Origin of the sequence: Streptomyces sp. RK9 (genome assembly GCF_045070545.1) — a bacterium.
Taxonomy (GTDB): Bacteria; Actinomycetota; Actinomycetes; order Streptomycetales; family Streptomycetaceae; genus Streptomyces; species Streptomyces alboflavus.
Map to the genome: position 1 here is coordinate 3696378 of NZ_CP173703.1, position 12404 is coordinate 3708781.

Consider the following 12404-nt stretch of genomic DNA (forward strand, 5'->3'; position numbering starts at 1 on the left):
GGTGTCCGGAAAGGGCCCGTTCCTCGTCCGGCGCCCTGTTCGACCGCGGCAGGACCGGAAGGGTTGTACGGGATGTCGCCGCGGGTTCACCGGGCGGCCGCCCGCAACTCCCGCTCGGGGTTCAGGTCTTGAGGGCGGGGGGTAGGGTCCGCCTCAGGACGCGTCGGGCTGCTCGGGAGGGGCGCGCATGCACACAGACCCACAGGGTTCGGGAGGTCTCCCGGCCGCCTTCATGGCCGCCGAGACCTCGTCCTTCCTGGACTTCCTCGCCGAGCAGGCGCCGGACCTGCTGCCCGCGCGGCGCGCCCTGCCCGCCGCGCACGACGGCTTCGAGGCACCGCACGGCACCACGATCGTCGCGGCCACGTACGCGGACGGCGTCCTGGTGGCGGGCGACCGGCGGGTCACGAGGGGCAACGTCATCGCCCACCGCGAGTACGACAAGGTCTTCCCCGCCGACGGCCACTCCGCGATAGCGATCGCCGGGACCGCCGGGCTCGCCGTGGAACTGGTCAAGCTCTTCCAACTGGAGCTGGAACACCACGAGAAGATCGAGGGCACGGCCCTGTCCCTGGTCGGCAAGGCGAGCCGCCTCACGACCATGGTCCGCGGCAACCTCGCCCTGGCGATGCAGGGCCTCGCCGTGGTCCCGCTGTTCGCCGGGTACGACCTGGCCAAGGGCGTCGGCCGGATCTTCTCGTACGACGTCACCGGCGGGCGCAGCGAGGAGCGGGGCGTCGCGGCCACCGGGTCGGGATCGGTGTACGCCCGCGGCTCGTTGAAGAAGCTCTACCACGAGGGCATGTCCGAGCGGGACATCGTCCTCGCCGCCGTCCAGGCGCTGTACGACGCCGCGGACGACGACTCGGCGACGGGCGGCCCCGACCTGACGCGCCGTCTGTTCCCGCGCGTCGCCCTGGTCACCGCGGACGGCTACCGGCAACTGCCGCAGGGCGAGGTCGCGGAGATCGCCAGGACGGTGGTCGAAGGCCGCCTGGAGACGCCGGACGGACCGCGGGCCGCCGTGCTCTGAGCACCGCTCAGCGCGGTGAGCGGAGCAGCCATCGGGTCGTCAGTTCGTGGACCTCGGCGCGGCTGCGCCCGCCGTGGTCGGCGAACGTGAACTGGTCGGCGATGTACAGCGAGAACGTGATCAGGCAGCGGGCCTCGACCTCGTCCTCGTCGGGGCAGAAGGCGCGGAACAACGAGCGCAGGTAGTCCATGTGGCGGTTGTCGACGCGGCGGACGCGGGCGGCGACCGCCGGATCGCGGCGGGCCCAGTCGCGGATCGCCAGGTCGGTCGTGATGGCCGGGTCGAGCCCGTCACCGGTGTCGACGACGGCGAAGAGGTTGCGCAGCCGGGTCTTCGCGTCGCCGCCCTGCATGTCGACGTGTGCCTCCACGTCGACGGTGACCTCGCGTTCCCAGCGCTCGAGCATCTCGTCGAGCAGGGTGCGCCGGTCGGCGAAGTACCCGTAGAAGCCGCCCTTGGAGACGCCGAGGGCCTTCGCCAGCGACTCGATCTGGACGGCATCCGGGCCCCCGCTCGCGAGGGCGCGCAGTCCTTCGTCGATCCACTTGTGACGCGGGGTGCGAGCCACCGCCATGATCTGCTCCGTTCCTTCGGCCACCCATCTATACGACATCGTATAGATGGGTGCTAGAGTCGTGTCTATACGACCCCGTATAGACGAGGGTGGATGGGGGCAGTCATGGCACTTCCACGTACCACGCGCACGTCACGTCCGAACAATCCGACCAGGCCGAAGCTCGCGCGGGCGGCAGGCTGGATCGCTGTCGCCTTCGGCGCGATCCACATCGTCGTGGCGCCGCTGGACAAGCGGGCCGTCTGGTCGGACATCTTCGAGCAGGGGCCGTGGCGGACCATCTCGCTGGACGTCACGTCCGAGAACCTGGCCTACTCCGAGGCCTTCTGGGTCGGGCCGGCCAGCTTCGGCGTGCCGGTGCTCCTGTTCGGCTCCTTCGTGCTGTGGGCGGCGCAGCGAGGGGCGCGGGTGCCCGCCGCGTTCGGCTGGGCCATGACCGCCTGGGGCGCGGTCCTCGCCGCCCTGCTTCCCGCCTCGCCGGCCTGGGCCCTGGTGGCGGTCGGGTTGCTGCTCGTCCTGGCCGCGCGCGGTCCCGGCGCGGAGCGGCCCGAGGCCGCCGAGGGCTGAAGTCCGCCTGTCCGAGCGCCACTTCGAGTCGGAGGAACTCACTCATGGTCCGCACAGTGGTCCCCGCGGTGCTGACGGTCGTCCTCGCGGCGATCGGCTTGCTGCACTTCGTCTGGGCGTTCTCCCCCTGGCCGTTGAGGGACGCGATGACGTTCACCAGGACGATCGGCGGCAGCGACGACGGCGTGATGCCGTCGGCGTCGAGCACCGTCGTCGTGGGCCTGTTGCTGATCGGCGGCGCCGCGCTCACCTTGATGGTGAACGGGTCGATCCCGGCGGTCGGGCCGGACTGGCTGCGCCTCGCGGGCATGTACGGCCTGACGGCGGTGCTGCTCGCCCGAGGTCTTGGCGGATACTTCATGAACGCCGGGGCGGCCGCGGAGTTCCGGCAGTGGAACACGGTCCTGTACTCGCCGCTGTGCGTGGCGCTCGCCGCCCTGGGTGCCGTCGTCGCGGTGGCCGCGAGCAGGCGTTAGACCGGCGCGGACGCCGCGTCGATGACCTCCTCCAGGACCTCGCGGGACCGGACCAGGTCGCCGATCATGCGGTTGATGCGGTCCCGCTCGGCGCTCAGTTCGGCGACCAGGTGCGGGGTCGCGATCGTGGAGGGGCCGCCGTCCGCGTCCCGCATGCACGGGAGCAGCCGGACGATCTTCGAGCTGCACAGGCCCGCCGCGAACAGCTCCTGGACGCGGATGACCCGGTCCACCGCGTCCTCGGCGTAGTCGCGATGGCCGCCCGGCGTGCGCTCGGCGGCCAGCAGCCCCTGCTTCTCGTAGTAGCGCAAGGAGCGTTCGCTCACGCCGGTGCGCCGCGCCAGTTCACCGATCCGCATGTCCCACCGAGCCTTCCGGGCTTGAATCTGACATCAATGTCAGGTTCTACGGTACCGGCATGACGAACACAGCAGCGAACCCCCGCCCCTTCGCCCCGCGCGGCCTCTTCGACCCCGCCCGCCTCGGCGTCCTCGACCTGCCCAACCGCCTGGTGATGGCCCCGATGACCCGCAACCGCGCCGCCGCCGACGGCACGCCGACCCCGCTCATGGCGACGTACTACGCGCAGCGCGCCACCGCGGGCCTGATCATCGCCGAGGCCGCGACCCCCAATGCCGTCGGCCAGACCTACCCCGACATCACCGCGATCCATACCGACTCGCACGTCGACGGCTGGCGGGGCGTCACCGACGCGGTGCGCGCGGCGGGCGGGCGGATGTTCCTCCAGTTGCAGCACGGCGGCCGGGTCGGACACCCGGACAACAACGGCGGCCTGACGCCGCTCGCGCCGTCGCCGATACCGCTGCCCGACACCATCTTCACGCCCTCCGGCCACCAACAGGCCGTCACCCCGCGCGAGATGACCGTGGCCGAGATCGGCGCGACCGTCGCCGACTTCGCCGCCGCGGCCCGTCGAGCCGTCGACGCGGGCTTCGCCGGGGTGGAGGTGCACGGCGCCAACGGCTATCTCCTGCACCAGTTCCTGGGGCAGGGCACGAACCGGCGCACCGACGCGTACGGCGGCTCCGCGGCGGGCCGGGTCCGGTTCGTCGCCGAGGTGGTCCGCGCCGTCGTCGCCGAGATCGGCGCCGCGCGCGTGGGCCTGCGCGTCTCGCCCGGGATCAAGGTCAACGGCATGGACGAGGGCGACACCGAGGACCTCTATCCGGCGCTCCTCGACGCGCTCGCGGACGTCCCGCTCGCCTATCTGCACCTCGTGTACGCCGACCCGGACAGCCCCGTCTTCCAGGACATCCGCAAGCGCTGGACCGGCACCCTCATCGCCAACCCGATGCTGCCGCGCGACCGGATCCCCGCCGACGGCGGCCGCCACGAGGCCGACCGTCTGCTCGCCGCGGGCGCCGACCTGATCTCCCTCGGCCGCCCCTTCCTGGCCAACCCCGACCTCGTCGACCGGCTGCGCACGGGCGCCCCCGTCAACCCGGTGCGGGATCACGGCCTCATGTACGTGGGCGGGGAGAAGGGGTACACCGACTATCCGGCCCTGGAGGCGGCCGTCGGAGCCCCGGCCGGCGCCGCCGGCCAGGCCGACCTCGCCGACCGGGTCGGCCGCACCGACCGGGCCGACCTCGCCGCGGCCCGGCCCGCGACCCCCGCCGCGACGCGTTGACCCCGGCCGCGCCCTACCGCCCCGCCACGTGCCGGTTGCGGGCGGCCCCCAGGCCGACCGCGACCTGCGGCACGAGCAGGACGAGCAGCAGGACGACCGGCAGCGTCCAGTCGTGGGACGCGTCGTGTACGGCGCCGAGGACGGCGGGTCCGGTGGCGGCGAGGATGTAGCCGAAGCACTGGGCCATGCTGGACAGCGGCGCGACGTGCCGGGCGTCCGGCGCGCGCTGCACGATGAACAGGAGCGCGAGGCTGATGGCCGCGCCCTGGCCGAGCCCGAGCAGGCTCATCCAGAGATAGGCGGCGCCGACCGGGGCGGCGAGCAGCCCGGCGTACGCGATCGCGCAGAGCACCGCGCCGAGGACGGCGAGCGTGCCGGACCGCACCCGCCTGCCGACGATCACGGGAGCCACGAACGAGCCCGCGATGCCGAGCAGCGACGAGAACGACAGCATCCAGCCCGCGTCGCCCGCGCTCATCCCGGCGTCCTTCAGGAGCGTCGGCAGCCAGGCCGCCGCCGCGTAGTAGTTGAGGGACTGAAGGCCCATGTACCCGGTGACCTGCCAGGCCAGCGGCGAGCGCCACAGACCCCGCACCGGACGCGCCGCCTGCCGGGCCGCCGCCGCGCCGTCCCGGGCGCGCGCACGCAGCTGCGGCAGCCACACCACGACCGCCACCACCGCGAGCGCGCCCCAACAGGCCAGCGTCGTCCGCCAGTTCATGCCGGACGCCTCCTGCACCGGCAGAGTGACGCCCGCCGCGAGCGCGGCGCCGCCGAACAGCGACATCGAGTAGAGACCCGTCATCAGCCCAGCACGCCCGGGGAAGTCCCGCTTGATCAGGCCCGGAAGCAGCACGTTGGCGACGGCGATGCCCGCGCCGATGACGACGGTGCCCGCGAACAGCGCGACCACCGCGTCCAGCATGCGAAGCGCCGTGCCCGCGCAGATCAGCACCATGGTGGCGAGCAGCGTCCGCTCGGTGCCGAAGCGGCGGCCCAGGCGTGGGGCGACGGGCGCGAGCAGCCCGAAGCACAGCAGGGGCAGCGCCGTGAGCAGGCTCGTGGCCGCCGCCGACATGCCGCTGTCGTCACGGATGGTGTCGGCGAGCGGGGAGACCGCGACGAGGGCCGGGCGCAGATTGAGGGCGAGCAGGACGACACCCAGGCCGAGCCAGAGTGCGTGCCGCCCGGTGACGCCGGACGGGGCGGCTGTCGGCAGGTCGGCCGCCGTGGGACCGGCGTCCGCCCGCGCCACGGTGTCCGTGGGGGCGGGCGTTCGGCTGTGCATGAGGTTTCTCCTGGGGGTCGTGCTGCGGTGGTACGGGTGTGGGGCCGGCCCGGCGGGGACCGGCCCGCCCGGGTGGAGCCGGGGTCTCAGTCGGCCGAGGGCTCCTCGCGCAACGCCGCCATGCCCTCGGCGAGATGGGCGAGCACCACGGCCTCCGCGGCGGCCGGGTCCCGCGCCTCGATGGCGTCGACGATCGCGCTGTGGGCGTCGATCTGATGCCGCACGGAGTCGGGGACGGCCGCGCCGATCACGGCCTTGACCGTGGTGCGCATGGCGTCGCTCAGGTGTCCGTACAGCTCGGCGAGCACGGCGTTGTGGGCCGCGGCTGCGACGGCGCGGTGGAAGGTCATGTCGGCGTCGACGAAGGCCTCCGTGTCGCCGCTCTCCCAGGCCCGGCCGCGCTCGTCGAGCGCGGCGCGCAGCGCTGCCAGGTCCTCCGGCGTGCGGCGCTCGGCCGCGTACCGGGCCGCGTCGCGCTCCAGCGAGGCCCGCACCTCGTACGCCTCCAGGACGCTCGCCTTGCGCACCCGCCGCTGCACGGCCGCCCCGAAGTCGCTGCTGGCCCGCACGTACGTGCCGTCGCCCTGGCGCGGCTCCAGCATGCCGGTGTGCACCAGGGCGCGGACCGCCTCGCGCACGGTGTTGCGGCCGACGTTGAGCTGCTCCACGAGCAGCGGTTCGGCCGGGATCTTCGTGCCGACCGGCCACTCGCCGTCCGAGATCAGGCTCTCCATCTGGGCGATGACGAGGTCGACGAGGTTGGTGCGGGCGGTGCTGCGCAGCGGCATCGGTGAGGTGCCCTCTCGGTCCGGGCGGATCTGCCTGGGCGGACGGGATCGTGACAGACATGGGAACATCCCATGTTTGAGAGTGTCAATCGACCGGACCGCCGACCCCCGTACGGGCAGACCCGTGAAGTGATCTATGGGGCGCCGTTACATGATCTCGGGAAATCCGTAATGCCGGGCGAATAGGTTGATTCAGCACTCGCCGGAAGGCAGAGGGCATATCGAGATATCCGTACCGTGAAGGGGAACATCGCCACCATGCGTCACACCACCCACCGCCGCAGCGCCCTTCGTACCGCCACCATCTCCGTCGCCGTCGGTGCGGCGCTCCTGGCCCCGGCCGCGGCCGCCCTCGCGAGCGCCCCGGCCCCGCAGCAGGCCGCCGTGCGGACCGCCGCCCCCAAGCCGGTGAAGATCGACATCGGCGCCGGCGTCACCCTTGAGGTCAAGGGCGGCAAGCCGTACTACAACGGCAAGGCCCTGAAGCCCGGTCAGACCGTCCAGGACGGCATCTACCTGCACCTCAGCGCCGACGGCAAGAAGCTGTACAGCAAGACGCAGGGCGGCGGCACGCCGTACGCGATCTGGGACGTCAAGACCGGCAAGAGCCTCGGCACCCAGAAGAACAGCCCCACCGCCAAGGTGAAGGCCGCGCTGACCGCGAAGCCGTCCGCTACCTCCGTGAAGGCCTGGCAGGAGCTGCGCGTCAGCGGCAAGGCGACCGGGATCAAGGCCGGCACCAAGGTGGGCCTCCAGCAGAAGCAGCGCGGCACGTGGAAGACGCTGCCCGCGTCCACCACCGTCAACAAGTCCGGCGCGTACACGCTGCGCGTGAAGCTCGGCCTGAAGGGCAAGAACGAGCTGCGGATGAAGAGCGGCGCCACGCTGTCCCCGGTGTTCACGGTCACCGTGCGCTGACGCCGACACCTCCCCCCCCACGGATTCGGGCCCCCGGTCCTCCGTACGCGGATCGTTCCCGCCTGCGGAGGGCCGGGGGCCTTCCGCGTCACGGCCGCCCCGGCCAGTCGGCCGTGGCGGCCACCGCGTCCGCGACCTCCGCCACCGTCGCGCCGTCCGTGTCGACGTGCGACCCGCCGATCCCGGCCCGCGCCGACTCCCCGGCGACCGCCGCCGCTTGCCCCGCGACCCGCAGCAGCTCCGCGGTCGGCCTCCCCCGCAGCGGATCGCCCGGCTGCGCCCAGCCGAGCCCCTGCCCGCGCCGCAGGATCCGGCGCGTCAACTCCTCGCGTCCGGCGTGCAGCCGGCGCACCGTGACCGGCGTTCCGGCGAGGGCTCGCGTGTACGTCCGCAGGGTGGCCTCGTCCGTCGCGGGGCCCACGATCGTGAGGCGACGGGCCCCGGCCGTGCGGTAGTTGCGCCACAGGTCCGCGAGCACGCGCGCCTTGGTCCGGTGGTGGTCCGGGTCCCCGGACGGGGCGGGGGAGAGGAAGCCGACCTGGTCGAGGTCGATGAACGCGGACCCGAACCCGGCCCGTGCGGCCCGCAGATGAAGCGGGAAGCCGACCGCGGACTTGCCGGTGCCGGTGGCGCCGCACAGCCAGAGGGCGCGGGTGCCGCCGGGCGGGACGGTGTCCTGCGCCCCGGTGGCCGGGGGCCGTTCCGTGGTCGCCGTCCCGTACGCCCCTCCGGCCTGCTCCGGGGCCGCCGCCCCCGGCCACCCTCCCACCCGCTCCCGCACCCGCCCCACGACCTCCCCGACCGACAGGCCCCCCGTCTCGACGCACACGTCCGCGAAGCCGCTCGCGTCCAGCTCGTCCGCGTACCGGAGCACCGCGGCCACCGCCTCGTCGCCCGAACTCCCCGCCTCCGACGCCCCGTTCGCCGCCTCGCGCCCGACGAACCGCTCCCGCAGCTCCCGCCGGTCGGCACGAAGACGGCACACCGTCAGCGCGACCCCCGAGAGCCGGTCGGCCCGGACCCCGTGGTCGGCCTCGACGACACCGGACACGACGACGCAGCGGGCGCCCGCCGCACGGAAGTGCGTCATCACCGCGCCGAGGTTGGCCGCCTTCAGTGCGTGCCGTCCGGGGTCGGCGGCCGGGTCGGGGTGGCAGATCCCCAGCTGGTCGACGTCTACGTACCCGGCGGGGACGCCCTCGTCCACGAGCCGGGAGTGGATCTCCCAGCCGACGGTCGTCTTCCCGACCCCGGGCGGGCCGCACAGCCAGAGGACGGGCAGGAGGCGCATGCCGCGAGTCTCGCCCGCGCGCCGCGCGCGCGTCGAACGGTTTCCGGCGGCGATCGGGCGTCTGGAATTTTCGTCCAAGGCGTGTACATTGTGTCCAGACGGCCCGGTCGGAGGGCCGGGACCCCGGTCGCGACCGGGAAGCACGAGGAGCGCGAGGAGCACGAGGCCCGACATGAGTGCCGCGGAAAGCCCGACAGCAGCCGGTTCCCCCCGGGACGACGAGCGGGACGCGATCCTCGCCGCGCTCGTCCCCGTCGCCGACGGCATCGCCGCCACCTTCGGCTCGCTGTGCGAAGTGGTCGTCCACGACTACCGGCGGCCGGAGAAGTCCGTCGTGTCGATCGCCGGGTCCGTGACCGGGCGCCGCGTCGGCGGCGCGATGAGCGAGATCGGGATGGGCATGCTCGCCCGCGGCGACGAGGCGGGCGACGAGCTGAACTATCTGACGCGCACTCAGGACGGCAAGCTGGTCAAGTCGTCCACGGTGCTGCTGCGCGACAGCGGCGGCGCGGTGTTCGGCGCGCTGTGCGTCAACCTCGACATCACTGCCGTCCAGCAGGTGGGCACGCTCATCGGCGAGCTCGCCGGTGTGGCGGCCCCGGCGGACGTGCCCACGACCACCTTCGGGGACTCCGCCGAGGTCGTCGACGCCGTCGTGGGGTCCGTCGTGGACGCCTACCAGCTCAAGCGCAGCCGCCCCTGGGGCGAGCTCGACCGCGCCGAACGCGTCGAGCTGTTCCGGGGCCTCGACGAGCGCGGGGTCTTCGCGGTCCGGCGCGCGGTGCCACAGGTGGCGGAGCGCCTCGGCATCTCCCGCGCCTCCGCGTACAGCTATCTCGCCAAGGCCCGGGCCGAGGAGCCCCCGGAGTACGGGCCCGACACCGCACCGGGGGCATCCGCATGACGAGACAGGGAGCACCCGCATGACCAGCACACCCCCGGTCACCCTCGACGACGTACGCGACGCGGCGGCCAGGATCAAGGGCGTCGCGCACCGCACCCCCGTGCTGCGCTCGCGCACCCTCGACGCCCGTGTCGGCGCCGAGGTGTTCCTCAAGTGCGAGAACCACCAGCGCGTCGGCGCCTTCAAGTTCCGCGGCGCCTACAACGCCGTGTCCCGCCTCTCGCCGGAGCAACTGGCCAAGGGCATCGCGTCGTTCTCCTCCGGCAACCACGCCCAGGCCGTCGCCCTCGCCGCCCGCGAGCTGGGCAGCAGCGCCGTCATCGTCATGCCCGAGGACACCCCGGCCTCCAAGCGCGCCGCCGCCGAGGGCTACGGCGCGGAGATCGTCACGTACGACCGCTACACCGGCGACCGGGAGGCCATCGGCGCGGCCCTGGCCGCCGAGCGCGGCCTCGCCCTGATCCCGCCGTACGAGCACCCGCACATCATCGCGGGACAGGGCACGGCCGCCCTCGAACTCGCTGAGGAGGTCGGGGAGTTGGACCTGCTGCTCGTGCCGGTAGGCGGCGGCGGGCTGATCGCGGGCAGCTCCACGGCGGTGAAGGGGCTGAGCGGCAGCGTGCGTGTGGTCGGCGTCGAGCCGGAGGCGGGCGACGACACCAAGCGCTCGCTCGCGGCCGGACACCGCGTGACGATCCCCGTGCCGCGCACCATCGCCGACGGTCAAGCCGCCGAGATCCCGGGCGAGTTGACGTTCTCCATCAACCGGCGGCTCGTCGACGGCATCGCCCTCGTCTCCGACGACGACATCCGTGACGCCATGCGGTTCGCCTTCGAACGCCTGAAGACCGTCGTCGAGCCGAGCGGCGCCACGGCCCTCGCCGCCGCCCTCAGCGGCCGCGTCGACCGCGTGCCGCCCCGCGTCGGCATCATCCTCTCCGGCGGCAACGTCGACGCCCGGCGCTTCGCGGAGATCTGCGGCACCTGACCGGGCCGGCCCGGGGTGCGGCGACCGAACCGGCTCCGAGAGCCCGGCGCGCGAACCGCCGCGCCACGGCCGGGCGGTCAGGCGCGGAGCAGCTCCGTGACCCGCTCGGCCGTCCACCGCCCCGCCGCCCCCGGGCAGCCCGCGAGATACGCGGCCACGGCGGCCCCGTCCCACGCGTCCGCCTCCAGGAGCCCGGTGGCCAGCTGCCGGAGATAGCCCTCGGACGGGGCGTTCAGGGGCACGTCCCCGAGCGCCCACGGCGCGGTGAACGTGAGCACCGGAAGGCCGTCCAGCGTCCCCGGGCACACCAGCGTCTCGTAGCGCCCCTCGCCGAGCCGGGCCCGGCCGTGCCGCAGCGCCGGCATCAGGTCGGGGCCCGTCCCCGGCGCGCGGTACATCTCCTGGGCGGCGATGTCGCGGAACTGCCCCGCCGTCACCAGATGGGCGCGCGCGTACACCCGCCCCTGCGCGTCGGGTTCGTAGAAGGCCCGGCCGCCCGTCCAGAGCGCGGACTCGGTCGCGAAGTACACGACGCCCCGCAGCTCCACGGGCACGGACTGCCGCGGCGGACGCGGGTCCCGGCAGCCGGGCGAGGCCAGGGCGGCGCCGGGCGGCCGGCCGCCCTCGATGTAGTGCATCAGGCGGCCCCGCCTCGTGTTGGAGCCGTAGGCCGCGTACCAGACCAGCTCCGGAACGCCCGCCGCCCGCTCACCACCACCCGGCTCGGCCGACTGCCCGCCGCCCGGTTCCCCTGCCCCCGCCTCGATGACCCGTACGCGACTCACGTCTTGAACGACCCCTCGGGCGGCTCGTCGCCCGGCGGGAAGCCGCACGTCCAGTCCAGGTCGTAGCGCTGGAACAGCTCGGCCCGCAGTACGTCGAACGGCATCGGGGCGCCCGGGATGAGCAGCGCGAACACCGCGCCCATCAGCAGGGCGCGCAGCATGCGGTAGTCCGTCTCGGCCTCCGGCGACCCGTGCCGGGACACCGCCTCGCGGAGCAGGAAGGCAAGACGCTGCTGCTCGGGGCACTGCACGAACCCCTCGGCCTGGAGGATGCCCGCCATGTGCGTGCGCATCAGCATCTGCTGGTCGCGGGCGAGGCCCAGGATCGCGTCGATGGCGCGGGCGAGCAGCTCGTCCCCGTCCTCCGTGCGCGGCTCCCGCTCCAGCGCTTCCTGCAGCGTCCTGTGCATCAGGCGGTGCACGGCCGACTGCAGGAGCTGGCGCTTCCCCGGGAAGTAGTACGACACCAGGCCGCGCGCCGAGCCGGCCCGGTCGGCTATGTCGGCCAGGGTCGTGGCCTCGTAACCGCGCTCGCTCACCAGCTCCACCGTGGCCTGCAGAAGCCGCTCGCGGGAACGTCGCCGCAACTCTTCATTGACCGATGGGCTACGCGGGGACATCCTGTAACTCCTGCGTTGACTGGCTCACAGCCAATATACTCAGGACGACCCGGCCCTGGCCGTCATGGGCCGGTGCGGTCCGGGGCAGGCAACACCGCGGGGGAGTGTTGCCTGCCCTTGGACAGCCGGGGCCAGCCGGGGACCCGGGGCGTCGCGCGCCCGTCCGCGCTCTTCTCGCGGATCCGGCTCCGCCTCCTTACAGTGGGCCGGGGGCCGAGGAGGCGCTTGGACATGGACCAACAGCAGATTCTGGCGCGGATCACCGAGATGGTCGACGCCGAGAAGACCCTGCGCGAATCGCTCGCGTCCGGAGCGATCGACGAGGCGACGGAGCGGGCCCGCCTCGGCGTCCTGGAACGGGAACTGGACCAGTGCTGGGACCTGCTGCGCAGGCGGCGGGCCAAGGAGGAGTTCGGCGGCGACCCCGACTCGGTGCGGGTGCGGCCGGTGGCGCAGGTCGAGGGCTATCAGTCCTGAGGGTGCGGGGCGGCCCTGAAGGCGCGGGTCAGTCCTGAGGCACG

At 73.5% G+C, this 12404-nt stretch carries 15 protein-coding genes; 8 read left to right on the top strand and 7 right to left on the bottom strand.

The genetic code is table 11. The annotated features are described in order from the left end of the window. Positions 1–187: 187 nt before the first annotated feature. Positions 188–1033, top strand: coding sequence for a proteasome subunit beta (gene prcB / locus AB6L24_RS15165; protein WP_405655736.1), 846 nt, complete (start codon positions 188–190; stop codon positions 1031–1033). 7 nt (positions 1034–1040) lie between these two features. Here the strand turns inward: prcB and AB6L24_RS15170 are convergent, their stop codons facing one another. After that, the gene (locus tag AB6L24_RS15170) at positions 1041–1607 is read right to left on the bottom strand and encodes a TetR/AcrR family transcriptional regulator (protein WP_380853905.1); all 567 of its coding nucleotides are present in this window, start codon (positions 1605–1607) and stop codon (positions 1041–1043) included. Positions 1608–1712: 105 nt separating this feature from the next. On the opposite strand from AB6L24_RS15170, the gene AB6L24_RS15175 reads away from it, so the two are divergent. Then, entirely contained in the window at positions 1713–2174 is a 462-nt protein-coding gene (locus tag AB6L24_RS15175) for a DUF6463 family protein (RefSeq protein WP_405655738.1), read from the top strand. A gap of 44 nt (positions 2175–2218) precedes the next feature. After that, positions 2219–2650: a DUF3995 domain-containing protein gene (locus tag AB6L24_RS15180; protein WP_405655739.1), complete on the top strand. Its 432-nt coding sequence runs from the start codon at positions 2219–2221 to the stop codon at positions 2648–2650. On the opposite strand, the gene AB6L24_RS15185 is transcribed toward AB6L24_RS15180, so the two are convergent. After that, positions 2647–3009, bottom strand: a complete 363-nt coding sequence (locus AB6L24_RS15185) for a MerR family transcriptional regulator (protein ID WP_405655740.1) — start codon at positions 3007–3009, stop codon at positions 2647–2649. The genes AB6L24_RS15180 and AB6L24_RS15185 overlap by 4 nt on opposite strands. Before the next feature lie 59 nt (positions 3010–3068). On the opposite strand from AB6L24_RS15185, the gene AB6L24_RS15190 reads away from it, so the two are divergent. Further along, the gene (locus AB6L24_RS15190; protein WP_405655741.1) at positions 3069–4301 is read left to right on the top strand and encodes an alkene reductase; all 1233 of its coding nucleotides are present in this window, start codon (positions 3069–3071) and stop codon (positions 4299–4301) included. A 13-nt stretch (positions 4302–4314) separates the two neighbouring features. On the opposite strand, the gene AB6L24_RS15195 is transcribed toward AB6L24_RS15190, so the two are convergent. Both AB6L24_RS15195 and AB6L24_RS15200 read right to left on the bottom strand, forming a co-directional pair. Further along, positions 4315–5589 (bottom strand): CynX/NimT family MFS transporter, encoded by a 1275-nt coding sequence (locus tag AB6L24_RS15195; RefSeq protein WP_405655742.1) that lies wholly within the window; start codon positions 5587–5589, stop codon positions 4315–4317. Positions 5590–5675: 86 nt separating this feature from the next. Next, the gene (locus AB6L24_RS15200; RefSeq protein ID WP_405655743.1) at positions 5676–6377 is read right to left on the bottom strand and encodes a FadR/GntR family transcriptional regulator; all 702 of its coding nucleotides are present in this window, start codon (positions 6375–6377) and stop codon (positions 5676–5678) included. Between the two features lie 258 nt (positions 6378–6635). Between AB6L24_RS15200 and AB6L24_RS15205 the strand changes: the two genes are divergently transcribed. Next, positions 6636–7295: a hypothetical protein gene (locus AB6L24_RS15205; protein WP_405655744.1), complete on the top strand. Its 660-nt coding sequence runs from the start codon at positions 6636–6638 to the stop codon at positions 7293–7295. An 88-nt stretch (positions 7296–7383) separates the two neighbouring features. Here the strand turns inward: AB6L24_RS15205 and AB6L24_RS15210 are convergent, their stop codons facing one another. Beyond that, positions 7384–8586, bottom strand: coding sequence for an AAA family ATPase (locus AB6L24_RS15210; RefSeq protein WP_405655745.1), 1203 nt, complete (start codon positions 8584–8586; stop codon positions 7384–7386). A gap of 172 nt (positions 8587–8758) precedes the next feature. Between AB6L24_RS15210 and AB6L24_RS15215 the strand changes: the two genes are divergently transcribed. Both AB6L24_RS15215 and AB6L24_RS15220 read left to right on the top strand, forming a co-directional pair. Then, positions 8759–9490, top strand: a complete 732-nt coding sequence (locus tag AB6L24_RS15215) for a transcriptional regulator (protein ID WP_405655747.1) — start codon at positions 8759–8761, stop codon at positions 9488–9490. A gap of 19 nt (positions 9491–9509) precedes the next feature. After that, positions 9510–10478, top strand: a complete 969-nt coding sequence (locus tag AB6L24_RS15220) for a threo-3-hydroxy-L-aspartate ammonia-lyase (RefSeq protein WP_405655748.1) — start codon at positions 9510–9512, stop codon at positions 10476–10478. A 77-nt stretch (positions 10479–10555) separates the two neighbouring features. Here the strand turns inward: AB6L24_RS15220 and AB6L24_RS15225 are convergent, their stop codons facing one another. Both AB6L24_RS15225 and AB6L24_RS15230 read right to left on the bottom strand, forming a co-directional pair. Next, the gene (locus AB6L24_RS15225; RefSeq protein ID WP_405657167.1) at positions 10556–11116 is read right to left on the bottom strand and encodes a histone deacetylase; all 561 of its coding nucleotides are present in this window, start codon (positions 11114–11116) and stop codon (positions 10556–10558) included. 143 nt (positions 11117–11259) lie between these two features. Next, on the bottom strand, positions 11260–11883 hold the full coding sequence (locus tag AB6L24_RS15230) for a TetR/AcrR family transcriptional regulator (protein ID WP_405655749.1): 624 nt from the start codon (positions 11881–11883) through the stop codon (positions 11260–11262). 231 nt (positions 11884–12114) lie between these two features. On the opposite strand from AB6L24_RS15230, the gene AB6L24_RS15235 reads away from it, so the two are divergent. Next, positions 12115–12360: a DUF2630 family protein gene (locus AB6L24_RS15235; RefSeq protein WP_405655750.1), complete on the top strand. Its 246-nt coding sequence runs from the start codon at positions 12115–12117 to the stop codon at positions 12358–12360. Positions 12361–12404: the final 44 nt, after the last annotated feature.